At 33.4% G+C, this 23,765-nt stretch carries 22 protein-coding genes; 20 read left to right on the top strand and 2 right to left on the bottom strand.

Annotation, left to right across the window (positions count from 1 at the left end; genetic code table 11):
- The first annotated feature begins 4 nt into the window (after positions 1 to 4).
- The 10 genes from AC59HC_RS21610 to AC59HC_RS21565 are packed head-to-tail and all read left to right on the top strand — an operon-like array spanning position 5 to position 8,684.
- Entirely contained in the window at positions 5 to 337 is a 333-nt protein-coding gene (locus AC59HC_RS21610; RefSeq protein WP_496559333.1) for a DUF4133 domain-containing protein, read from the top strand.
- Positions 334 to 2,841 (top strand): TraG family conjugative transposon ATPase, encoded by a 2,508-nt coding sequence (locus AC59HC_RS21605; RefSeq protein ID WP_142718414.1) that lies wholly within the window; start codon positions 334 to 336, stop codon positions 2,839 to 2,841. The genes AC59HC_RS21610 and AC59HC_RS21605 overlap by 4 nt, the downstream gene beginning before the upstream one ends.
- Positions 2,842 to 2,860: 19 nt before the next feature.
- Positions 2,861 to 3,493 (top strand): DUF4141 domain-containing protein, encoded by a 633-nt coding sequence (locus AC59HC_RS21600; protein ID WP_142718413.1) that lies wholly within the window; start codon positions 2,861 to 2,863, stop codon positions 3,491 to 3,493.
- A gap of 1 nt (position 3,494) precedes the next feature.
- Positions 3,495 to 4,487 carry a conjugative transposon protein TraJ gene (gene traJ / locus AC59HC_RS21595; RefSeq protein WP_142718412.1) on the top strand — a complete coding sequence of 331 codons (993 nt, stop codon included), beginning with the start codon at positions 3,495 to 3,497 and terminating at the stop codon, positions 4,485 to 4,487.
- Between the two features lie 12 nt (positions 4,488 to 4,499).
- A complete protein-coding gene (gene traK / locus AC59HC_RS21590; protein ID WP_142718411.1) occupies positions 4,500 to 5,123 on the top strand; it encodes a conjugative transposon protein TraK in 624 nt (207 codons plus the stop codon).
- Between the two features lie 11 nt (positions 5,124 to 5,134).
- The gene (locus tag AC59HC_RS21585) at positions 5,135 to 5,428 is read left to right on the top strand and encodes a hypothetical protein (protein ID WP_496559332.1); all 294 of its coding nucleotides are present in this window, start codon (positions 5,135 to 5,137) and stop codon (positions 5,426 to 5,428) included.
- Positions 5,412 to 6,710, top strand: a complete 1,299-nt coding sequence (gene traM, locus AC59HC_RS21580) for a conjugative transposon protein TraM (RefSeq protein ID WP_496559331.1) — start codon at positions 5,412 to 5,414, stop codon at positions 6,708 to 6,710. Before AC59HC_RS21585 ends, traM begins: the two co-directional genes overlap by 17 nt.
- Before the next feature lie 18 nt (positions 6,711 to 6,728).
- Positions 6,729 to 7,625: a conjugative transposon protein TraN gene (gene traN / locus AC59HC_RS21575; protein ID WP_496559330.1), complete on the top strand. Its 897-nt coding sequence runs from the start codon at positions 6,729 to 6,731 to the stop codon at positions 7,623 to 7,625.
- A gap of 1 nt (position 7,626) precedes the next feature.
- Positions 7,627 to 8,184: a conjugal transfer protein TraO gene (locus tag AC59HC_RS21570; protein ID WP_496559329.1), complete on the top strand. Its 558-nt coding sequence runs from the start codon at positions 7,627 to 7,629 to the stop codon at positions 8,182 to 8,184.
- 14 nt (positions 8,185 to 8,198) lie between these two features.
- Entirely contained in the window at positions 8,199 to 8,684 is a 486-nt protein-coding gene (locus AC59HC_RS21565; RefSeq protein WP_496559328.1) for a DUF3872 domain-containing protein, read from the top strand.
- Positions 8,685 to 8,866: 182 nt separating this feature from the next.
- Here AC59HC_RS21565 and AC59HC_RS21560 read toward each other — a convergent pair whose 3' ends face one another.
- Entirely contained in the window at positions 8,867 to 9,310 is a 444-nt protein-coding gene (locus AC59HC_RS21560; protein WP_142718405.1) for a JAB domain-containing protein, read from the bottom strand.
- Positions 9,311 to 9,832: 522 nt separating this feature from the next.
- Between AC59HC_RS21560 and AC59HC_RS21555 the strand changes: the two genes are divergently transcribed.
- The 7 genes from AC59HC_RS21555 (at position 9,833) to AC59HC_RS21525 (ending at position 15,772) form a co-directional block, all read left to right on the top strand.
- A complete protein-coding gene (locus tag AC59HC_RS21555) occupies positions 9,833 to 10,882 on the top strand; it encodes an alpha/beta hydrolase (protein WP_142718404.1) in 1,050 nt (349 codons plus the stop codon).
- A 12-nt stretch (positions 10,883 to 10,894) separates the two neighbouring features.
- Positions 10,895 to 11,485, top strand: coding sequence for a hypothetical protein (locus AC59HC_RS21550; RefSeq protein ID WP_142718403.1), 591 nt, complete (start codon positions 10,895 to 10,897; stop codon positions 11,483 to 11,485).
- Positions 11,486 to 11,642: 157 nt separating this feature from the next.
- Complete coding sequence (locus tag AC59HC_RS21545; RefSeq protein WP_167498866.1) at positions 11,643 to 12,422, top strand: transporter substrate-binding domain-containing protein; 780 nt, start codon at positions 11,643 to 11,645, stop codon at positions 12,420 to 12,422.
- Positions 12,423 to 13,119: 697 nt separating this feature from the next.
- Positions 13,120 to 13,794 (top strand): DNA-processing protein DprA, encoded by a 675-nt coding sequence (locus AC59HC_RS21540; RefSeq protein WP_142718401.1) that lies wholly within the window; start codon positions 13,120 to 13,122, stop codon positions 13,792 to 13,794.
- Positions 13,784 to 14,392, top strand: a complete 609-nt coding sequence (locus AC59HC_RS21535) for a hypothetical protein (RefSeq protein ID WP_142718400.1) — start codon at positions 13,784 to 13,786, stop codon at positions 14,390 to 14,392. Before AC59HC_RS21540 ends, AC59HC_RS21535 begins: the two co-directional genes overlap by 11 nt.
- Positions 14,393 to 14,513: 121 nt before the next feature.
- Positions 14,514 to 15,029 carry a restriction endonuclease gene (locus AC59HC_RS21530; RefSeq protein ID WP_142718399.1) on the top strand — a complete coding sequence of 172 codons (516 nt, stop codon included), beginning with the start codon at positions 14,514 to 14,516 and terminating at the stop codon, positions 15,027 to 15,029.
- Positions 15,030 to 15,124: 95 nt separating this feature from the next.
- Positions 15,125 to 15,772 carry an ImmA/IrrE family metallo-endopeptidase gene (locus AC59HC_RS21525; RefSeq protein ID WP_167498865.1) on the top strand — a complete coding sequence of 216 codons (648 nt, stop codon included), beginning with the start codon at positions 15,125 to 15,127 and terminating at the stop codon, positions 15,770 to 15,772.
- Positions 15,773 to 15,916: 144 nt separating this feature from the next.
- Here the strand turns inward: AC59HC_RS21525 and AC59HC_RS21520 are convergent, their stop codons facing one another.
- Entirely contained in the window at positions 15,917 to 18,688 is a 2,772-nt protein-coding gene (locus AC59HC_RS21520) for an outer membrane beta-barrel protein (protein ID WP_496559327.1), read from the bottom strand.
- 1,080 nt (positions 18,689 to 19,768) lie between these two features.
- On the opposite strand from AC59HC_RS21520, the gene AC59HC_RS21515 reads away from it, so the two are divergent.
- The 3 genes from AC59HC_RS21515 to AC59HC_RS21505 are packed head-to-tail and all read left to right on the top strand — an operon-like array spanning position 19,769 to position 23,546.
- Positions 19,769 to 20,983: an ABC-three component system protein gene (locus AC59HC_RS21515; RefSeq protein ID WP_142718396.1), complete on the top strand. Its 1,215-nt coding sequence runs from the start codon at positions 19,769 to 19,771 to the stop codon at positions 20,981 to 20,983.
- Positions 20,980 to 21,477, top strand: a complete 498-nt coding sequence (locus AC59HC_RS21510; RefSeq protein WP_142718395.1) for a three component ABC system middle component — start codon at positions 20,980 to 20,982, stop codon at positions 21,475 to 21,477. The genes AC59HC_RS21515 and AC59HC_RS21510 overlap by 4 nt, the downstream gene beginning before the upstream one ends.
- A gap of 8 nt (positions 21,478 to 21,485) precedes the next feature.
- On the top strand, positions 21,486 to 23,546 hold the full coding sequence (locus AC59HC_RS21505) for a DUF3732 domain-containing protein (protein ID WP_496559326.1): 2,061 nt from the start codon (positions 21,486 to 21,488) through the stop codon (positions 23,544 to 23,546).
- Positions 23,547 to 23,765: the final 219 nt, after the last annotated feature.

Below are 23,765 nucleotides of genomic sequence, written 5' to 3'. Positions count from 1 at the left end.
GATTATGAATACCTATCATATCAATAAAGGAATAGGACGGACTGTCGAATTCAAAGGACTGAAGGCACAATACCTGTTTATTTTTTCAGGTGGTCTGCTGGGATTACTGATCTGCGTTATGATCATGTATATGGTTGGTGTCAATACTTATTTGTGCTTGGTCACAGGTGGAGTCAGCAGTGGTCTTTTGATCTGGCAGACCTTCGCATTGAATGGAAAATACGGAGAGCATGGTCTGATGAAAATGGGAGCTCAAAAAAAACATCCCAGTTATATCATTAGTCGCAAGAGCATTTACCGCTATCTGCAAACCAACCGTCAAAAAGCTTCAGCATGAGAAATTCCTCTAAATCAGCAACGTTGGAGAGTAAGTTTCCACTGCTCGCTATAGAAAGTGATTGTATTATTTCAAAAGATGCGGACATCACGGTTTGTTTTAGGGTTAAACTTCCAGAATTATTTACGATTGCCTCAGCTGAGTATGAAGCTATTCATTCAGCATGGTCCAAGGCGATTAAAACGCTTCCTGACTATACGGTCGTTCATAAACAGGACTGGTTTATCAAAGAAAATTATAATCCTGACCTTTCGAGAGAAGATCAAAGCTTTCTTTCAAAATCTTTTGAAAGGCATTTCAATGAAAGACCCTTTTTAAATCATTATTGTTATCTGTTTATTACGAAAACCAGTCGGGAGAGAATGCGGATGCAGAGTAATTTTTCATCTTTATGCAAAGGCAAACTGATTCCAAAAGAAATCAGAGATAAAGAAGTGATTAGTAGATTTATGGAAGCGGTTGATCAGTTCGAAAGAATCATGAACGAAAGCGGCTATGTTTTTCTTGAAAAAATGAATTCTGATGAAATAACGGGTACAGAAAAACATTCCGGGGTTCTTGAACAATACCTTACTCTATCCAAAGAAATCAATCCCTTCCTTCAGGATTTGAACTTAGGTTCAGAAGAAATGCGGATAGGCAACAACCGTCTCAGTATGCATACCTTATCAGATACAGATGACTTGCCAGGTACCGTTTCATCTCACAGCAGATATGAAAAGCTCAGTACGGACCGCAGTGACTGTTTGTTGTCTTTTGCATCTCCGGTGGGGTTGTTATTAAGCTGCAATCACATTTATAATCAATATTTGTTTATTGATAATAGTGATGAAAATCTGTCTAAGTTTGAAAAATCAGCAAGGAATATGCATTCTCTGGCAAAATACAGCAGAGCCAATCAGATCAATAAGGAATGGATTGAAAAGTATCTGAATGAAGCACACTCTTATGGTCTGCAATCTATCCGTGCCCACTTTAATGTGATGTCATGGTCGGATAATCCCACTGAATTAAAGCAAATAAAAAACGATACGGGAAGTGCCTTAGCACTCATGGAATGTAAACCCCGTCATAACACAACGGATTTAGCAACACTGTATTGGGCAGGAATTCCCGGAAATGCAGGTGACTTTCCAAGTGAGGAAAGCTTTTATACATTCATAGAACCTGCTTTATGTTTTTTTACTGAAGAAACGAACTATCAGGATTCTCCTTCGCCTTTTGGAATCAAGATGGCTGATCGCTTAACAGGAAAACCTATTCATTTGGATATTTCCGATCTTCCTATGAAGCAAGGGATCATTACGAACAGAAACAAGTTTATCCTTGGACCTTCAGGGAGCGGTAAATCATTTTTTACCAACCACATGGTAAGACAATATTATGAGCAGGGTGCTCATGTCTTACTGGTTGATACCGGGAATTCCTATCAGGGATTGTGTGAACTTATCAAGGGAAAGACAAAAGGTGAGGATGGAGTATATTTTACGTATACGGAAGACAATCCTATTGCTTTTAATCCTTTTTATACAGATGATGGAATATTTGACATTGAAAAAAGAGAAAGCATTAAAACGCTGATTCTAACCTTGTGGAAAAGAGATGATGAACCGCCCTCACGTTCCGAGGAGGTGGCGCTGTCCAATGTGGTCAGCGGATATATTGAAAAGATTAAAAGCAGTGAAGAGCACCCTTCTTTCAATGGTTTTTATGAGTATGTCAGCAATGATTATCAGAAAGTGCTGGAGCAAAAAAAAGTAAGAGAAAAGGATTTTGATATTGCCAATTTTTTAAATGTTTTAGAACCATACTATAAAGATGGTGAATATGACTACCTGCTGAATTCCGAAAAGCAGCTCGATCTTCTTTCCAAACGTTTTATTGTCTTTGAAATTGATGCCATTAAGGATCACAAAATCTTATTTCCGATTGTCACCATTATCATCATGGAAGTTTTTATCAATAAAATGAGAAGGCTGAAGGGCATCCGAAAACTGATTCTCATTGAAGAAGCATGGAAGGCAATTGCTAAAGAGGGTATGGCAGAATACATCAAATACCTATTCAAGACCGTAAGGAAGTTTTTCGGAGAAGCCATCGTAGTAACTCAGGAAGTCGATGACATTATTCAGTCACCTATTGTGAAGGAAAGTATCATCAATAATTCAGACTGTAAGATTCTTCTTGACCAGCGTAAATACATGAATAAGTTCGATGACATTCAGGCAATGCTTGGACTAACGGATAAAGAAAAATCTCAGGTATTATCTATCAATATGAACAATAATCCGAAACGATTGTACAAAGAAGTTTGGATCGGATTAGGCGGAACACACTCTGCGGTCTATGCGGCCGAAGTTTCTACTGAGGAATATCTAGCGTACACCACCGAAGAGACAGAAAAGATGGAAGTAATGAATCTTGCATCAGAACTTGATGGAAATATGGAACATGCCATCAGGAGAATATCTCTTAAGAGAATTAAACCCACCAAAGAAAATTAACTAATTAATATTTAAAACAATGAAAAATCTAATTATTACTACGGTTATAGCAGTTGCTATATCCTTTACATCATTTGCGAAAGCACAATTTGTAGTTACAGATCCTGCTAACCTGGCATCGGGTATTCTTAATTCCGCTAATGAAATTGTGCAAACTTCTTCAACAGTTTCCAACGTGGTTAAAAACTTTAATGAAGTCAAGAAAGTTTATGAACAGGGAAAAGAATATTATGACCAGCTGAAAGCCATCAACAATCTGGTGAAAGACGCAAGAAAGGTGCAGCAGACAGTTTTGCTTGTGGGTGATGTTTCAGAAATGTACGTCAATAACTTCGGAAAAATGCTTAATGATCCGAATTTCAATGCCCAGGAACTAACAGCTATTGCCAACGGCTATTCAGCTCTGCTTACCGAGAGTACTGAGCTTTTAAAAGAATTAAAACAAATAATTACGTCTAATGGTCTTTCTTTAAATGATAAAGAAAGAATGGATATTATTGACAGAGTATACAAAGAAGTGAAAGAGTATCATAATCTGGTACGCTACTATACCAATAAAAATATTTCGGTAAGCTATCTCAGAGCAAAAAAGCAGAATAATACGCAGAGGGTGCTCAATCTCTATGGAACTTCTAACCAAAAATACTGGTAAGATGGAGCCTATTAATTTACATGAAGTTTTAAAATCAGTATACGAGGAAATGATGCCGCTGTGTGCAGACATGGCTGCTGTTGCCAAAGGAGTTGCAGGATTGGGAGCGTTATTTTATGTTGCCATCAAGGCATGGCAGTCGCTGAGCCGTGCTGAACCTATAGATCTGTTTCCAATGCTCAGGCCTTTTGCTATTGGGCTCTGTATTATGTTTTTCAGCACTTTGGTCTTAGGCGGTATTAATGGTGTTCTCAGCCCAATCGTTCAAGGAAGCCATTCGATGCTTGAAAATCAAGTGTTGGATCTCAATGGGCTGCAGCAGCAAAAAGACCTTTTAGAGAGGGTAGCTATGCTAAGAAACCCTGAAATGGCTTATCTGATTTCCAATGAAGAGTTTGATAAAAAACTTGAAGAATTGGGCTGGTCACCTTCTGATCTGGTTACAATGTCGGGTATGTATATTGAAAGAGAAATGTTTGAGATTAAAAAAAGCATAAGAGACGGTTTCCGTGAATTTCTGGAAATTCTCTTCCAGGCAGCTGCTTTGGCTATTGATACCATACGAACTTTTTTTCTGATAGTACTTTCCATATTAGGACCTATTGCATTTGCAATATCGGTTTGGGATGGATTTCAGACAACATTAACGCAGTGGCTCACCCGCTACATCAGCGTGTATTTATGGCTGCCTGTTGCAGATATATTCAGTTCTATTCTTGCCAAGATTCAGTCGCTCATGATAGAAAGAGACATAGAAATGCTTGCGGATCCTGACTTTATCCCTGATACTTCTAATACAGTGTACATCATTTATATGGTGATCGGTATTATAGGCTACTTTACCGTTCCAACTGTCACCGGATGGGTGATCCAGGCGGGAGGTGGAGGAAACTTTATGCGCAATGTCAACCAGACTGCCACAAAATCAAGCAATATTGCAGGAGCGGCAGCAGGTTCTGCTACCGGTAATATTTCAGGCAGATTATTAAAATAAAAATAGTACCCTATGGAATTTAAAACTTTAAGAAATATTGAAAGCAGTTTCAAACAGATCCGTTTGTTCTCTTTTATTTTTGCTGTTTTATGTTTTGGTGTAATGGGTGTAGTGGTGTTTAAATCCTACCAGTTCGCTGAAAAACAGCGTGAGAAAATTTATGTACTTGATAACGGCAAGTCTTTGATGCTCGCATTATCCCAGGATATGTCAATCAACCGGCCTGTAGAAGCCAGAGAACATATAAGGCGTTTTCACGAACTTTTCTTTACTATAGCGCCGGATAAGAATGCTATTGAGAGTAATGTCAAAAGAGCATTTAATCTCGCCGACCAGTCTGCATATAACTATTATAAGGATCTTTCTGAGAAGGGATATTACAACAGAATGATTTCCGGTAATATACAGCAGCGGATTGAGATTGACAGTGTCATTGCCGACTTTAATCATTACCCTTATCAAGTAAAAACATTTGCAAAACAGTTTATTATAAGATCAAGTAATCTTACAACCAGAAGTCTATTTACCGAGTGTTCTCTTGTTAATTCTGTCCGTTCCGACAGTAATCCTCAGGGATTTATCATAGAAAAATTTACTGTTGTTGATAACAAAGATGTAGAAACTGTGGAACGTTAAAAAACAAAATAATGAAAACAATAATCCACACAATACAATGTTATGCCTTATGGGTAGACAGAAAATGGAAATTTTTGCCCGTGAAACGGCAGAGAATACTTACCAAATTTTTTCTCGTAGGGTACACTGTTCTTACAATTCTGATGATTGTCAGTATATGCGCATCGACAGGAAATAAGACCAATACAATGTTTATCGGTCATGTTAGTGCGATTTCAGGTCATGCTGCTTTGAAGAAAATCAGCGAAAATAAAGATTCTGTTAGCCAGATTAAAAAAAAGAACTATAATGAGAGATTCAAATAAAATTAAAATAACGGAAGGTGGGTCACCTGAGACAGAAAATGAATCAAACAGCGTTAAAAAATTAAAATGGGAGAGAGCTAAAAAGCCTGTCATTTATTTTTTAATGACCATGGTATGTGCTTGCTGTTTCTATCTGATTTTTAGACCCAAAGAAAGTGAAATTATTGAAGATTCTGGCTTTAACACAGGTGTCCCGCAGGCAAAAGGAGATCAGCTTCAGTCTGATAAGCAGAAAGCTTATGAGCAGGAGCTTTTAGAAAAGAAAAGTGAGGAAAAAAAGAATGCGATGGCAACGCTTTCTGATTATTGGACTGATCAGATTAACGTACATTCTAATGGGAAGCCAGCCAGAGTATCAGATAATACAGGTGGACATTCCTATTCTGATCGGAATGCTCTTAATAGTTATAGGGATGTCCAGAGTACCTTACATTCTTTCTATCAAAAGGATGATCAGCAGGTCAATCATCTTAAGAAAGAAATCTCAAGATTAAAAAATGAAGCTTTACAAAATAATCAGCCATCTACAGCATTCGGAATCAATGATCAGCTCGCATTGATGGAAAAATCCTATCAAATGGCTGCGAAGTATCTCCCTGCATCTTCTAAATCGGAAGAGCATACAGGAAAAGTTCAGGAAGATAAAAAACCTGAAGAGAAGCAGATTTTTATAACATCTGCAAAACCTGTCAGACGAAATATTGTTTCATCATTATACAGGACACTCTCTGACAGTTCTTTTGTGGCGGGACTTTATCATAATAGGTTTGAAGGTATTCAAAATGATTCAGACAGGCAGTTCCATTCCAAAAATGCGATCAAAGGCATTATTCATGAAACAAAAGTCTTGACCAATGAAAGTACAATATTAATCAGACTTTCAGAAGCTATGATTATTGGGCAAACAGAAATACCGGCCAGAACACTGCTTACTGCTTCTGGAAAATTTCAGGGTGGAAGACTACAGCTTAAAATATCGTCCATAGAATACAAGGAAAATATTTATCCGGTTGAGATTAATATTCATGATAATGATGGTCAGCCTGGAGTTTACATTCCTTATTCACCGGAACAAAATGCGGTTAATGATATTGTTGCCCATATGAGTCAAAGCTCAGGAACCAATATTATGATGACACAGTCAGCCGGACAGCAGATTAGTGCTGATTTGAGCAGGGGAGTCGTTCAAGGATTATCAGGGTATTTTCAAAAGAGAGTGAGACAGTCTAAAGTCCTAGCAAAGGCTGGGCATCAGGTATTTCTTGTTTCAAAAAATAATTAATCACAAAACCACTACATTATGAATTCAAAAATACGTAATCAAACTTTCATCTTCATTTTTGTATTGCTCATAAGTAAAATATGTGCTCAGGATTCTACAATAATAGATAGTTTACCGGATGAGGCTAAAGTACAGTCATACCGAATTGAAGTTACCTACCAGAAAACTACCCATCTCCTATTTCCTTCATTAATTCGTTATGTTGACTTGGGGAGTGATCTTCTTATTGCTGGTAAGGCTGAAGATGTTGGGAATGTTCTAAGGCTTAAATCGTCAGTACGTGATTTTGAGGAGGAGACTAATTTCTCGGTAATTACTGAAGACGGAAAATTTTACAGTTTTGAGGTTGTCTACAATTCGCATCCTAATACGTTGAGCTATGATTTTCTGAACTTGCAGCGAATGCAAGAAAAGGAAAATTTCACAGAGGTTTTCTTTGAAGATTTGGGATCAGGAACGGTTGTACAAAGGTTTCTTGAAAACCTGTACCAGTATCCTAAAAGGATCTTTAAACATATCAGTACGAAAAGTTATGGAATTCAGTTTTCGCTGAGATCCCTATACGTTGATGAAGGAAAAATATACTTTGTTATTGATATTAAAAACAGTAGTCCAATGGATTACGAAATTGATTTTATTCAATTTAAAATAGCTGATAAGAGAAGCCTGAAGAGGACTATTGTACAGGATAAGTTGCTTAAACCGATTCGTGCATATCCGCAGATTGACTATGTTTCTCATCAATCTGAAAACAGGATGATTTTTCTGCTGGATCAGGTGAGTCTGCTGGATGGGAAGGTATTGAGAATCGAGATGTTCGAAAAGAGTGGAAATCGTCATCAGAAACTGCAGATAGAAAATGATGATCTTATTCAAGCCAGAGTTTTAAAAGATTTACCCATACAAATGAAGTAAGATGAAAAAGATAATAACTATTATATACCTGTTGCTTATTTTCAGCAACAGCCTGACAGCTCAGCGTATGTTTCCCAACCAAATAGGAGTAGAATTTAATACCGGATTACTGCAGCAGGAAATAATCAAAAATTATTATGTAGGGGTAGGAATGGTTATTCATTCTGGGAAGGGGGATTACAGTACCTACTCATTTGAATACGTTAGGAGGATAATTGATTACAAGGATACGGTTATTTCTGTAGAAACTTACATGGGACTGGGTGGATATAGTTTCAATCTGATATCCGATAGAAGCAGAAATTTTGTGATTAACGCTGCATTATATGGCATAGGCGGATATGAAAAAAATAACAGTGGGAATACGGCATTATATGACGGTGCTCAATTGATTAGTGAATCTTCTTTTATTTATGGTGCTGGCGGTGGATTAAGCCTTGAAACCTACCTGTCAGATCGCTGGGTACTGATTGTTTCCGGAAGAACGAAACTGCTCTGGAACACATCTGGAAAACTACTAAACCCATCTTTGGGAATAGGTATAAGATTTAATTTATAAAAAACAACAATCATATGAATACTATAATAAAAATAACAAGATCTAGTCTTTCTACTTTATTTATACTGCTTGTTTTACTGGTAAGTGAACTCGGCCTTTCCTCATGTGCACAGAATGATCTTGAAATCCGGCAGAATTTCCCTTTTGAGATTTCAGTTATGCCTGTTCCTAAGAATATTGCCAAAGATGAATATGTTGAAATTCGTATTAAAATTCATCCTGAAGGTAACTTTGAAGATACTCAATATCATCTCCGATATTTTCAGTTTGAGGGAACAGGAAAATTGCAGTACTACAATACTCAACCGTATTTTCCCAATGATTCTTATAGGCTTTTTGAGAGAGAATTCAGACTGTATTACACATCAACTTCGGACGTTTCACAGTCATTTACGGTGTGGATTTCCGACACTTTCGGAAATGAGAAGAAAATTGAATTTCAGTTTAACAGCAAAAAAGCAAACGGAGAAAGCCATGCCATTGAGTTAATGAATATTTAATTAATGCGTATCCCGGCCGGCTGTAATCTTTTATCAGGATTATTAATAAAGGGAGAAGTATTGTTTTTAATGTTTGCGAAAAGGTGACCAGCCTTCGAAGGCTAATCATCTTTTCGCGACGCCACAAGAATCCAGGTCATTAGTTGGCTCTGGATTCTTATTTTTCAGCAGATTAAGATCATTTATAATAATCCTTCATCTGAGAAAGAGAATGAGTCCGCTGAGGTCATTATACAATGATCCAGCAGATTAATATTCAATAATTGACCTGCTTCTTTTATTTTCAGGGTGATGTTGATATCTTCATGGGAAGGTTTCAGGTTACCCGAAGGGTGATTATGGGCTATGATAAGCGACACTGCATTGCATAGCAATGCACCCTGCATAATAATTCTGATATCAACCAGAGAAGAGGTAATTCCGGATTCTGATATTTTTTGTATTCCTAAGACCTTATTGGCCTGATTCATATATAGGGCGTAAAATGATTCCCTGTAATCGATCTGATCAATATCAAAATGTTCCCGAAAAATATCGCTGGCATCTCTGGAGCTCAGTACTGTTTTTTCACTATTCCCTTTCCTTGTATAGGTCAGTTTAACTTCGTTTACTATGTTAAATTTCATCGTTGGTGCTCTGAATACGGCAGAGACTTGCATTTCCCGTACTTTAATTAAACATTTTTTCAATTTCTTCTCCCACAATTCTGCTCATTCTTTTTATTTTTCAAAAGAAAAACCGGAAAAAAGAAAGCAGCCAGGAAAGGAGGTCAAAAGAGAAGGCAAAAGGAAACTGAATAATGGAAGGGCCCCCTTGGGGAAGTAGTCCGTTATGCGGTAGTCTTTTGACAGGCCAGGCCAGGGATGCCCTCCATACCTTAGCTGCCTTTTTACCGGTTGAATATGAAAAGTTCCATTATATTACAGTAGTAATTATACTATGTTCATTTCCATATAAAACTATGAGTATTGTGAAATACTTATAAGGCAGAAGCTTTACATTTACAGTAATAAGTAGAGAAACTATATTTTTCACGGCGCACTTTGTTGTTTGATAGTAATAGAGGTACTCCTTCTCCATCCAAGGGAAGTCAAAATAAAAAGTGAGAATAGTTTCGTACTGACAGTTTGAAATTACTATTAACAAATATGAAAACAAATGAACATAAAATCAGGAGAGTTCTTGTCTGGACCCTTACGACTATTATCATGATAGCTGCAGGTATTTTTATTTTTAGCCAGATAAGTCCGTGGCCTCGTTCTCTGTTGATCCGTCACGAGCTTAACGAGAATGGCAGACGGCAATCGGAAGAACTTGAACCATTTCTACATTCTGAAATCAGTACTGTGTATGATCTTAATTATAGGGAGAACGATAAAGAGGCTTTACTGGATGTTCATTTCCCTGATTCTATTTCAACCACCGTTGAAAAGCTTCCTACCATTGTGTGGATTCATGGAGGGGGATGGGTTTCCGGGAGCAAAGAGATTGTGGGTAACTACTGCAGAATGTTGGCTGGTAAAGGATATACTGTTGCAGCGATAGATTATTCGGTTGCTCCTGAGTATACTTACCCTACTCCTGTAATTCAGGCTAACGCCGCATTGGATTATCTCAATAAAAACTTTGCTACCCTTCATATTGATTCAGGCTCTATGATCATCGCAGGTGATTCCGGTGGTGCACAAATTGCCGCACAGCTGGCCAACATCATCTCTGAACCTGCTTATGCTGCGAAGTTTAACATTAAATCTGCGCTGAAAAGAGAACAGCTGCGTGCTGTATTGTTATTTTGTGGTGCCTATGATCTCAATGATATCAAGCAAGCTGATTCGCGTGGTCCTGGTAAGGATTTTCTGAGAACAGTATTCTGGGCATATACCGGAACCAGGAACTTTATCCATGATCCTGAAGTAGCAACTGCTTCTGTTGCTGATTATGTTACTCCTGCATTTCCTCCTGCATTTATCAGTGTGGGAAATGCGGATCCTCTGGCTAGCCAGTCTTATATGTTTGCAAGAAAACTTGCACGACTGAATGTTAAGGTTGATACCTTATTTTTTCCCAATAACTATAAACCGCTACTTCCTCATGAATATCAGTTTGATTTTAATAACGCAGCCGGAAAAATGGCATTGGAAAAAGCCACTGCTTTCCTGTCTTCAACGGTTAAAAACAAGAGCAGTAAAAAACAATAAAAAACATGTACCATGAAAAAACTGTCTTTATTATGTCTTCTGATCGTTGTATTTATGAATGCTCAGAGTGTAGAGCTGGTAAATGGTGATTATATGTATACAAAAATAATCAATACGTCAAAAAAGAAAAAAGATATCTATCCGATGTTAAAAAAGTGGCTTACAGACAATTCTCTGCAGTACTTCATCAGAACAGATGATCGGGATCTGGGTATATTGTCTTTTGATGAGCGATTATCCCTGATGCATTATAATGACACCCAATCTACCTTTCCTTCGTTTAACAGTACCTTTGAAATCCAAAACAGAAAGGTAATCTATAAGGCTGGCCATATTGTTTTACAGGACAATTACGGGGGGATGACCAACATCAAAAATGATTATAAAAGCCTTTTGGACAGAATTACGAATTTAACATTGCATATCAATGAATTAAAAGATCAGCTTACCACGGAGAGAGATGAAAAGAGAAGATCTGATATAAGGAAGGAAATTGATATAGAAAACAAAAAGCTAAACCAGAGTAATGCTGTCAAAATAAAATTAACCGATTGTTTTGCAAGGAATGTTGATATGATCATAAAAATGCTGAACCAGAATTAGCAACATTAAAATTGATTAATATTTTTGTGCGTTTTTTGATAGCGGTGTTCTCTCACTATTGATTTTACATCAGTAGCTACTATTTGTAGCTGTTTTTTATATGAATCGACTACCAACTATTGTAGCAGTACAGGTTGTATTAATATTATTTACAAATATGAAAAAAATTGGTATTCCCATTTTTAATTGTTGGGTTGCTGGTAGTAATAGAATTCCATATCTGGTGTATGCATTAAGTATGGGTTTTATAAGTTCTTGCCATCAGCTTAATACTGTTGAGAAGAGTAATTCTGATATGTTATATGTAGGTACTACAGGAGATTATCCTCCATTTACGCTATATGATAGCATTACGCATCAGTTTAGCGGAAAGGATATTGATCTGATGAGACGATTTGGAAAAGACACAGGTCAGGATATTATTTTTTTGAAAACAAGCTGGAAACAGCTGTCGAAAGATATGCAGAACGGGAGATTCAGAATAGCGGTCGGGGGGATTTCTGTAAATAAGGAGAGAGCTCAGTTATTCAGTTTTTCTATTCCTTTACATGTAGACCGCAAAGTGGCACTTTTCAGAAAAGCAGATTATGCACGGTTTACTGACTTTAGAAGTATAGACGAGATCGGAGTAAGAGTCGTTGAGAATATTGGAGGAACCAATGAAAGTTTTGCTAAAAAGAATATTAAGCATGCAACTCTGGTATGGGTTGCCAATAATTCTGAAACTTTCCATCTTTTGCTTTCTGATAAGGCGGATATTATGTTTACTGATGAATCAGAAGCTCAATATCGTAAAGAACTGGAACCCGCACTTTCATGGATGTCACTTGATAAAAAAATCAGTCCTTCTTTTGTAAAAGCTATACTATTTAACAAAAAGGACAGTTTGCTCCGAATACAAATCAATAACTGGCTGAAAAAGCAAAAACAAAATTGATTTTTTTAATGATGTTACTGATGATTATCGGACATTTATTGATTTAAAGAGATCACAGAATGATAAAAAGTATTTGGAAACTATTTTCCTGTTTCTATAATATTTTAGTGAAAGAACTATGTTCATGAGTGATAATATGACTGAATGTGCTTAACTTAAAATGACCGCTTACTAGTCTCTAAGAATTTAGGATAGCGTACAATTTGATATATAAACATAAATTTTATGGGAGTAAACATGGTAAGAAATTTTTATATTCTCTGGATTTTTTATAAAAAATCTTTTTTCCACCCTGCTGCTGTGTACTATCTCTTTGAGTTTTATTGCAAAAAATGATAATGTTGTTCCTATGAATAAGCTTCTTATTGACATTGTGACAAAGTCTTTCGTTTTGCCGGTAATGGTATTTTCTCATCATGAATTTTATATCAAGAACTGAAATTTTTAATAAGTAGGGTGTCAAAGAATAGTAAGGGACTAAACTGTGCTTAAAGTTAATTAAAACTAGATTTTTAACAAATAAAATCTGGAATTTGCTATTCACAATATACCAGCGGCTTTATATTGGATGATTAGGAATAATAAGAGTATAGTTCTATTTTTCTGCCATTGACTCAGTGACCCTTTTATGTTTTCAATTTGTATTTACATTGTAAATATATTATATTTACAATGTTCATTTAAATCTTGAATATCTATGCAGATTAGTACTTTTAATGATTACTACAGTAAACTGACAACCGTTGAGAAAAAAAACAGCCCCAAAGAATTATTCTACAAAGGGGATTTTTCTTTATTGGAAAATGGAAGAAGAGTAGCAGTCGTAGGCTCACGTAAGGTTTCTGAACTTGGCCTGAAAAGAACACATAAGATTGCTAGATTCTTGGTAAAAAACGATATCACTGTTGTGAGTGGCTTAGCAGAAGGTGTTGATTCTATTGCACACAGAACCGCCATCGATTTTCAAGGTAATACCATTGGGGTAATCGGAACACCGCTTAATAAATATTTTCCCATTGAAAATAAGGATTTGCAGGATTTTATTGCTGAAAAACATTTACTGATTTCTCAGTTTCCGGAAAACTATCCCGTAACACCTAAAAGTTTTCCTATAAGAAACAGAACCATGGCATTGATTAGTGATGCTACAATTATTGTTGAAGCCAGTGAGAAGAGCGGAACAAAACATCAGGGATGGGAAGCACTTAGGTTAGGAAGGCAGCTTTTAATCATGGAAAATGTCCTTAATGATAACATTTCCTGGGCAGAAGAAATGCTTAGCTATGGTGCACAAGTTCTGACCCAAGATAACTTTGAATTTCTGATTGAAAGCATTCCTTTTTTAACAACAAAAAGAGAGTATGTCTTTTGAGTTTCTTACCTTTTTGGCATATTCCCCAAGAGGTAAATCTGAGATTGAGATTAATTCACGCACTGTTGCCGGTTCCTGTAAAAATGGTGATGTATATTTCAGTACACGATTAAGCCAAAGATTAAAAGAGGCTGATTTATCCGATTATTTTGAAAGCTCAGCTTTAGTACCTGTTCCCAGAAGTACACCTCTGATTGATGGTGCCGTTTTTCCAGCACAAATTATATGTGAGACTCTTGTTAATAACGGATTAGGGGAGATTGTTGCAAATTGTCTAAACCGTGTACACGCAATACCTAAATCAAGCGGTCAATTTAACGCAGATACCAGAAATACAGTACAAACTCATCAAGATAGTTTAAATGTAAATCCACTGCTTATTGCTGAGCCGAAGATTATTATAGTTGATGATATCCTAACGTTAGGAAGGACCTCCATGGCATCTGCATTAAAGCTTCATAAAGTTTATCCGGATAAAGAAATCAAAATATTTTGTGCTGTAAGAACCAGAGGATGGAAAAATCTGGAGAATATTATAGATATTAGTAAGGGACGTATGCATCTTACCGCTAATGGAGGTGTTCAATTACCAGATTAGTAGCCTGCCAGGAAAGAATAGCGTATAATTATTAGAAAGTTCTAAAATAAGTTAAAACATGTGGGAAACTCAGTTTTGAAGTAATACTTTATGTATTTACATTTGTAAGAAACTATTTTGCATGAATACTGTAAAACTCGGAAATGAATTTGAAGATAAATCATACAATATTATTGAACAGGCATTAAAAAGTAATGAGTTAGGACTTATACCAGAATATTGTAAAATTTACAGGAAAAAGCCCTACTACTCTTTTAGAAGAAAAGCAGATATAATTTTTGACCTGGCCATTGAAGTTACTCCACCAAAAGCTAAGAATCCCACTTTAGTATATTTAATAGAATGTAAAAACTACACAAGCGCAGTACCTGTATCGGATGTTGCTACATTTGCTGAATATATCAGCCAAATAGAAGGTTTTGCTACAAAGGGAGTGTTTATTTCTAATAACCGGATGCAAAGTGGGGCGTTGGCAACAGTTAAATCATATGGAATGATGTTGATTGAGGTAGATGATAATGACTACAACATCCTTTTATATAGAACAGAAAAACTTAAAGAGCAGAATGAAAAGGAAATAGAACTTGATGAGAAAGTTAGAAAACCATTGAAAATGCTATACTTCCTAAAAAAATAGAAGGCCTTAAGCAGCTTTCAACTCAACAAATACAAAATTTAGCAAATACCTTTTTAAATGAGTTTGATAGTTCTATTTTAGCATATGCAACGAAATTGGATCTAAAACTGCTTACCCATTATTTAGAAAGAAAATATCAGCTAAGAATTGAATATGTTAATCTGTTGAATAATGATGGAACAAAACTACTAGGTTATTTTGATTCTCAAAATAATAAAATCTTAATTGACTATACAATCATTGGGACGGAGCGTTTCGCTTTCACTCTGGCACATGAAATTGCACATTTCGTTTTACATAGAAATTTGAAGATAAATCAACTGGTTTATAATAATTTTAAAGATTCGGTTCACAATGTGTTTTCTCAACAGTATGAATTGAAAAATGATAAAAATTGGATTGAATGGCAGGCTAACTGTTTTGCATCTTCAATTTTAATGCCTCATACCTCAATACTTGCAAGGTTAATACAAGTTCAAAGAACAATAGGAGTAAACAGGAATCAAGGATCAATCTATGTTGATCACCAAGAACAAAATAGAAAAGATTTCCACACTTATATAAGTTATTTATCCAATCATTTTGGAACGAGTAAACAAAGTGTTGAATACAGACTAAAATCACTAGGGATTATTAAAACGCCGAAAGAAGTAAAACTTAATTATGCTAGTGACCAAGAAAGAGTAAGACAAGAATCTATTAGAAGAGCGAATGAATTTATGAATAAAAACTTTTATGATTAAAAATTAAATTTTCATTTTCGCAATTACTGAAAACACTTTAACTAATAAATATAGAAATAATTTTTTAAAAGCCGTCCCTATATGTAAATATGAGTAATTTGTTGAATTACAGATTTTTAAAAAGAATATAATGATTATGAAATCTTAATCATTCGTTTTTTTTTCTGCAAATTTATTCAGTTTCATGCTGATAGAGAACATGATATATCTTTTCAGAATCAGATCTTCGCGGTCTTCGAAATAGGAATCTGTGATCGTTCTTTTTATGCTTTGATTTTGATTTAATACGTCATAGATCTTCACTTTTGCCGTAAACTGTTTTTTGTAGAATGAATAGCCCAGACTGGTATTCCAGAAGTAGAAATCTTTTTTAAAGCCTGGAGCAATATTGGAATTGGTGTTATATTCAAAGTCATTTCCAAATACAAATCTGCCCTTCAGTATGTAATTGGTCAGTTCGAGTTTTAGTGACTGATTCTCTGTATTTACACTGGTTACATTGTAATTAGTATAATTGGAGAAACTATATCCAAGTTTATAAGAAGGTTTGATTGTCATTTTATCCTTAATCTCATAGATAAGATTAAGACCCGGATTAAGATTATAAGAGTTGCTGGTAAAAGCCTTTCCGTCAATAAGACCATTATTGTAGGCGTAATTCATTTTGAATGTAGGGCTGATAGTAAGTTTGCTGTTTTTCCATTTCAGGGTTTTACTGAAACCTCCGCCGGCATTGATGCTTTTATTTCCGCTTACGTTGTTATAAGCGACCACTTGTTTTCCTGCATTATCATAGGTGGAAAAATTGACGATGTCATTATTCCTGTACGTAAAGCCAATACTGAAATAATAACTCAGATCTTTTACTTTATTAAAATTGTTGAAATACAGATAAAGATTGTTGGTCCATGTATTTTTCAAATCAGGGTTTCCTTTATAAGTAATCAAGGGATTGGATTCATCTTTATATGGAGTCAGCTGCTCTGCCGTAGGAATTGTGTAATTGGAATAGTTATAAATACTTAAGTTTTTTCCTTCACCCAGCTGATAGTAAAGGTTTAGATTATATTCAGGCAGTATAAAGTTTTTCTGCAGGTCATATTGCTGCCCGTTATAGATGGAGTTTACTTTCATATCCGAAATATTAAGATTCACCGAAGCCCAGAAGTTGAGTTTGTTTTTGTTGATCTGATAGTTGATTTCAGGAGAGATCTGATTGATTCTCTGCTTCATATTATTGGATAAAAGCTGGTTGAATTTAGTATAATCTCCGGTGGTATTATCAAAATCGTTCACATTCCTCGAAACTCTGGCAGACCTGGTTTCATACTTTACTTCAAAGCTTACGCTTGACGAATCGGAAACAGGCTCTGTATACCCGGCACTGAAATTAAAATTGCTGTTCTGATTTTTATTTTGGGCTAATTGATCCCGGTTGTCTACTGTTGTTCCGTTTGGCTGATAGAAGGTATTCTGAGATTGGCTTAGGTTATCTCTTTTAGATTCAGAGATCATACTATTTATATTGGCTGAAATCAAGCGCCCTTTTTTCTTGAATTTTCTAGAGAAATAAATGTAAGGATCAAATGAATTACTTTCCGAATCATTACTTGAGTAAACATTACTTTCATTCAGAAGACCGGCGTTATTTAAAGTGGAAGATCTTGAATTATTAAAGCTAAAACTGCTGTTTTTAGTAAACATCGGAGAAAGATAAATACTGGTCATAGAATCCAGTTTGATTTTGGCTGAAGTATCAAAACTGTATTGCTTAGATTCACTCTCTCCGTTACTTTCAGAATTCGTCTGTAAAGTATACATGGGTAAAAGGGTAGATCTCGAAACTTTCGACCTAGTTTCCGTATTGGAATCTGAATTCATCAGACTGAAAGAATCCAGATCAGCATTCCCCCCCATTTTATCACTATAATTCAACCCTATGATTGTAGAACGTTGGATCCCTTTTATTTCATCTTGGCTATTATAATACGTCATATTTCCTACTGTAGATAGAGATTTTTCCTGCATTATCCACGCATTCCGGCCGTTCCCCATACTGTCAAAAACCTCATCCCTGGAAAATCCCTGTGAATTGATATTATTGGAAGAGGCTAGAATACTTACTTTCGTATCACCTTTAAAATAACTCGCAAGGCCACTTGTTTCATACCGTTTGTCCGATCCATAACCGACAGTAAGTCTTGTCAGTAAACCTTTATTTTTCTTTTCGTCAATATTAAAGTTGATGGTGGTATTCTGAGATTTGGCTGCTTTCCCACTAAGTTCCTCTTCCTTTGTTTTAGTTGTTGTAAACTGAATGTTCTTAATGATATCTGCGGGTAAGTTTTGAAGGGCAATTTTACCATTTTTCTCAAAGAAAGGCTTCCCGTTGATCATGATCTGATCCACTTCCTTCCCGTTGACCGTAATTTTTCCCTCATTGCTGATCTCTACACCGGGAATCTGCTTCAGAAGTTCCTCTATTTTACTGTCAGGACGTACTTTGATTGCTGCTGCACTGAATTCAATGGTATCTTTTTTAATTTTTACCGGTGATGCCGTGAGTTTTATCTCATCGATATTGTTAACAATACTTTGTTTCTCAAGCTGAATATCTCCTAAAGATAAGGAATGATCTATTTTTTCAAATTTTTTCGAATAAGAAAATAATTTATCAGCATCAATTTTAAGGATTGACGGTTCTTTTACATTATCAATCTTCAGAGAGAATTTACCTTCTCTATTAGTGGCTGTATAATTGATGATAGTGGAATCTTTTTCTTTCAAAAGATAGACAGTGGCATTTTCTATCGCTTTCTTCTCAGAATCTGATATTTTTCCGTCAATGTGTAGTTTTTGAGCGTGCAGAATAATGACTGTGAACATCAAAGTAACTAACAAAATAGTTTTCTTCATGACCTATTATTATAATAACAAATCTAAATTGGTTTAATGTAATTCTGTCTTAATCTATAGTCATATCATCACTAATCTGTTGTAGGTTTTTGTTTAATATACAGTGTGTTAATTGATTATGTGTGATAGTTAAGGCGGGCAGAATGCATTCCACATTTTAGGCTATACCAGAATCTGAAAATATTTATGACGACGTATAGTTCAATACCACGAGACAAATATCAACCCGGGGCAGACCACACTGGACAAAAACTCGAACTTAATATTTGAAAATTTTTGACTCTGCAAAGCTACAATTATAATAAAACAAAGCAGAAACTTACTTAATGAAAGTTGATTATCGCCATAAACACCGAGCTTGTTTGACCACTTACTGGCCAGTATAGTGTAATCTTAGATTATCTGTCAAAAGAACATTGAAATGGCTCTTCACATGGAAAGTTTTATTGATTAATTCCTAAAGTAAAATACTACTTTACTCAATAAATGAACAGTTTTATTTTATTACTTTGGATCCGGTTTTTCAATAACAATGTGTCATGACTAGAAGTTAATCAGTTTGACAATTAGGAAATCGAATATTAGTCCTGTATTATTTTAAATTTCTATACTCGTTGAGTATTTTCCAATTTTTTTTTTGAAATCTTTAAATATATCCGTGAAACATTGACTCCAGATTTTAAGATGATTTTACTTTTTGTTTTTTTTACGGGAAACCGTAATCATTGTGTGCTAACACTTTATATTTTTGGGAGATCACTATTACTGAGCAATGATATAAGTTAGATAATCAAAATCTAAAGTAAATAAATCGTCGGAATTTTCATTATATTATCAAATTCAAGTTATTCAATTGGAAGATTACGAAAATCTCTCGTTGCTAAAAAATGGTATTACTTTTTTATATTATAATTTTAAAGAAAATATTACGTATGAATAACTTGTATTTCTCAATTTTTTTATATGATGCCACCTTATTTCATTTAGGTAACTAAACTTAATAATTTGTAATGTAACTGAGAAAATTAGTTAATATTGAATATATTTGAAAGAATAAACTAAAAACCACAAGAAAAGAACGTGAGTAAAGATAATAATAAAGGAACACCTGCAGGTTTTATTTTTCAATTTGAAATTGCTTTATTAGAATTATCTAAACTAAGTATTACTGATTCTATTTCATTAGAAAAAGTTGATGATGTAGCAAAAGAAGATAAAAATGGAATTTATAACTGCACAATTCAAGCAAAGCACAGCATAAAAACATCAACAACCAATTTTGGGAATACATCTACTGACTTATGGAAAACACTTAACATTTGGATCAGAAAGTTAGTTGATAAAATTGTTAATCCTGATAATAAATTCATTGCAATTACTAATAAAAGCATCCCTAAAGATTCTATTTTAAAAGAAAAAAATTTTAATGACTTTTTTAATAAAATAATTAAAATCCTAAATCAACAAAAAATTGACTACAATGCAAAAACTAAAGCCGAACAAAATAGAGGAGTTAGTATAAAAGCAACAATTGACCGTATTGAATTTGCAATAAAATATAAACCAGAGTTAGAGGTCATTTTTAACAATTTTGAAATAAAAGAAAATTTGGATGTAAAAGAGGAATTTCTTAATAATATTTTTGTCTCTACAAAAGATCCAAGTGTCAAAGACAGGATTTATGATGAATTTCTTGGCTGGATACAAGTCATAAGCAAGAATAATTGGAAAAATAAAAAAGAAGCGATTTTTTCCAAAAAAGATTTTGATTTAAAGTATGATCTTATTAGAGAAAATCCAACAATAATTAATTCATTATTTCGCCATAAGAAAGAAATTTTTGCAGATAATATTGATTTTAACAATAGGGATGAAATTTACATAAAACAAATTGATGGTTTTGATAGGTTTGAAAAAGAAGAAATAATAAAGAATGCAATATTGGATTTTGTTTATTGTGATATAGAGATTACAAGATTAATAATTAATAAAGATTGCAGTTCTTTAACCAGAATAGATTATGAAGAATTTGAAGAAAATTGCGAAGAATCTTGGAAAAGAATTAAAAGAAAACATATTCTTAAACCAGATTTAAATCAATATACAGATGATGAATTAAATGAAATCGGATGTAAAATCTATGATGAAATAATTTCTGACCTAAGATTGAAGTTTCTCGATAATTGGGAGTTTAATGATTCTATTAAATACATTCAAAATGGTACTTTCCTGAAATTATCTAATACACTCAAAATTGGTTGGCATCCAAAATGGGAAGAAAAATATAAAAAATGAGTAAAAACCTGAATCTTTTTGAAATTTTGCAAAATCCTGCAATTGGAGTAATTGCAATTCATAGTTTTATTATTGGTTATAATAATGTAGCAAAACATAAAGATGGAAAAGAAAATTATCCTCCTTTAAATCAACTGTTTTATATATTGCCTATCATTTATGATATAAGTGCTATGAAATCTATAAAAAATGAACTATATACAACATTAACTGAAAATAAGAATTTGACATTAGAACTTGAAGAGAGAGCAAGAAAGATGTCTGGACAAACTTTTGAAAGTTTAAATTTAGGTTTCAGTAAATTAATATTTAAACTAAATAGAAAAAATTTTACTGTAGAGATTGAAAAAGAATATGAAAAAAATATTTTAGATATGATGAAAATTGGAGTAGAATCATTAAGAAATATTCAAACTTATTCTAAAAGATTGGGAAATATATTCGCAAAAAAAGATGAAAAAAGGCTACAAATTGATTTGAAAATCAGATTTTAATACTACAAATGAATTTAAAAATAAAAAATATAGCACTTTATCCTATAAATAGAAAATTAAACCCCAAATTTATTTCTTTTGATGGTGATAAAATAAATATTATAACAGGATTAAGTAAAAGAGGGAAATCTTCTATAATTGATATTATTGATTATTGTTTAGGTAGCAGTGATTGTAGTATCCCAACTGGATATATTAGAAATTTTGTAGATGTTTTTGCATTGAAAATAAGCATAAATGAGAATGATTATTTTATTGGAAGAGATTGCCCAAAAGATTCTGCACAAAGTTCAAATAACATGTATTTCATAGACATCTCAAAAAAAGGTGAATATCCAGAACTTAATACAAATAAATGGTTAGGAAATAAAGATGAATATAAAGAGAATAGAGATAGTATAAAATCTATTCTTGATGCGTTTGCAAAATTTAAAAATATTCAAGTATTAAAAGATAACAAAGAAAAAGAAAGTGGATTTACAGTTGGGTTTAGAGATACTACCGCATTTCAATTTCAATCACAAAGCATAATTGCTAACAATACTACTATTTTTTATAATACTGATGAATTTCAGTATGTAGACAGATTAAAGATACTTTTTCCTTTAGCTCTGGGTTATAAATCTTATGAAATGCTTTTACTTGATGATGAAATTAAAGATTTAGAAAGTGAAGTTTATAAGCTAAACTCTAAAATAGAAATTGCGAAAGAAAAATATGAATATAACAAGACTAATCTATATGAATATTATAGTGAGGGAATTAAACTTGGATTAACCAACAGTGATATTAATCTGGAATCATCTAATGTTGAAGCAATAAAATCAGAATTACAAAACATCTTAAAAAATGTTAAAAAAAATACTTTTTTTATTGAAGGAAATAGTATTCGATTTTCTGAAAAATTAGAAGAATTTGAAAAACAACGATTGGAATTGAATAGAACACTCCAAACAAAAAGAATGGAGTTTAATAAAATTCTAAAATTTGAAACTGCACAAAATGATTATTTAAATATTGTTCATGTTGAAATTAAAGATAAATTAAAACCAATAGAATGGTTTTTAAATAGAAATGGTACAGATATTTGTCCATTTTGTGATTCAAAATCCGATAAGGCATTGATTCAATTACAAAGATTAAAAGAAGTTAATACAAATAATCAAAAATTATTGGGAATTAAAAATAATCATAATCTAACATTTGAAAATGAAAAAAAAAATTTAAAAAAAGATATTCAAAAACAAGAAATAGAAATAAAAGAATTTGATAAAAATATTGACATTTTACTTAATGAAACAAAAGACAATCAATTTACTTATCAAAAAATTTATGAATATATTGGTAAAATCAAACTACTTTTAGACAGTTTAGTTTCACCCGACAATAAACTAATCCTAGAACTAGAAGCTAAACAACAAATATTAAATTCAAAACGAATTACCTTAAATAATTTAAATAAAAAATTCGACAAAGATTTTGTTCTTTCTAAAGTAACAAAATCAATAAAAACTTATATTGATTTATTACCCATCGAAAACAAAGAACATTGTAATGTATTATTAGATCCAACAAAATATATTGGCATTAAAATAAAAGATGATTTCAACAAGTCTATAACTTTTTTGAATAAAATAGGAAGTGGATCTAATTATATGTGTTATCACTTAGCTACAATGTTAGGATTGCATGAATATTTTTATAAACTCAAAGAAGAAGGAAAAATTAATTATGTTCCATCATTTATAGTTTTCGACCAACCTAGCCAAGTTTATTATCCAGATATTGACTACACTGAAAAATTGCAAAAGAAAAGAAAAGCAAATCAGAAATTAGAAATAAAGGAATCAGAAGATATTGAAAATACTCGAAAAATTTTTGAAGTTTGTTCTACATTTATGGATAGAACTAATAATGAAATCCAAATTATAATTTTAGAACATGCTCCAAAAGAAACATGGACTAATATTAAACATATTCAATATAAAGAATGGAGAGGGACAGAAAAAGATGGAGTTTTTAGTGAGGATTATAATGCCCTGCTTCCTAAAGAGTGGTTCCTAATTTGAAATGGTTTTATGACGATTTAATTTACATCAATTAGAAAAAATAATTCAAATTTGTAATATCGTATTTTATTATTGGCATCTTCCATAAGAAAAAGGAATTAAAGTTCAATTACTACAAATCTTTAAGTGAATTAGTCAATACTTAATCTGACAGTTATAATCAAATTAAATAACTTTAAAACAGATTAAGTATTATGACAACACAACAAAAAATCATCA

The organism is Chryseobacterium sp. DZ-32, assembly GCF_059587025.1.
The sequence above is the reverse complement of the archived record's forward strand: the minus strand, read 5'-3'. Positions and strand labels throughout refer to the sequence as shown.

Coding starts and splice junctions, on each gene's coding strand:
- AC59HC_RS21610 (WP_496559333.1), top strand. CDS start 5: ATGAATACCTATCATATCAATAAAGGAATAGGACGGACTGTCGAATTC.
- AC59HC_RS21605 (WP_142718414.1), top strand. CDS start 334: ATGAGAAATTCCTCTAAATCAGCAACGTTGGAGAGTAAGTTTCCACTG.
- AC59HC_RS21600 (WP_142718413.1), top strand. CDS start 2,861: ATGAAAAATCTAATTATTACTACGGTTATAGCAGTTGCTATATCCTTT.
- traJ (WP_142718412.1), top strand. CDS start 3,495: ATGGAGCCTATTAATTTACATGAAGTTTTAAAATCAGTATACGAGGAA.
- traK (WP_142718411.1), top strand. CDS start 4,500: ATGGAATTTAAAACTTTAAGAAATATTGAAAGCAGTTTCAAACAGATC.
- AC59HC_RS21585 (WP_496559332.1), top strand. CDS start 5,135: ATGAAAACAATAATCCACACAATACAATGTTATGCCTTATGGGTAGAC.
- traM (WP_496559331.1), top strand. CDS start 5,412: ATGAGAGATTCAAATAAAATTAAAATAACGGAAGGTGGGTCACCTGAG.
- traN (WP_496559330.1), top strand. CDS start 6,729: ATGAATTCAAAAATACGTAATCAAACTTTCATCTTCATTTTTGTATTG.
- AC59HC_RS21570 (WP_496559329.1), top strand. CDS start 7,627: ATGAAAAAGATAATAACTATTATATACCTGTTGCTTATTTTCAGCAAC.
- AC59HC_RS21565 (WP_496559328.1), top strand. CDS start 8,199: ATGAATACTATAATAAAAATAACAAGATCTAGTCTTTCTACTTTATTT.
- AC59HC_RS21560 (WP_142718405.1), bottom strand. CDS start 9,310: ATGAAATTTAACATAGTAAACGAAGTTAAACTGACCTATACAAGGAAA.
- AC59HC_RS21555 (WP_142718404.1), top strand. CDS start 9,833: ATGAAAACAAATGAACATAAAATCAGGAGAGTTCTTGTCTGGACCCTT.
- AC59HC_RS21550 (WP_142718403.1), top strand. CDS start 10,895: ATGAAAAAACTGTCTTTATTATGTCTTCTGATCGTTGTATTTATGAAT.
- AC59HC_RS21545 (WP_167498866.1), top strand. CDS start 11,643: ATGAAAAAAATTGGTATTCCCATTTTTAATTGTTGGGTTGCTGGTAGT.
- AC59HC_RS21540 (WP_142718401.1), top strand. CDS start 13,120: ATGCAGATTAGTACTTTTAATGATTACTACAGTAAACTGACAACCGTT.
- AC59HC_RS21535 (WP_142718400.1), top strand. CDS start 13,784: ATGTCTTTTGAGTTTCTTACCTTTTTGGCATATTCCCCAAGAGGTAAA.
- AC59HC_RS21530 (WP_142718399.1), top strand. CDS start 14,514: ATGAATACTGTAAAACTCGGAAATGAATTTGAAGATAAATCATACAAT.
- AC59HC_RS21520 (WP_496559327.1), bottom strand. CDS start 18,688: ATGAAGAAAACTATTTTGTTAGTTACTTTGATGTTCACAGTCATTATT.
- AC59HC_RS21510 (WP_142718395.1), top strand. CDS start 20,980: ATGAGTAAAAACCTGAATCTTTTTGAAATTTTGCAAAATCCTGCAATT.
- AC59HC_RS21505 (WP_496559326.1), top strand. CDS start 21,486: ATGAATTTAAAAATAAAAAATATAGCACTTTATCCTATAAATAGAAAA.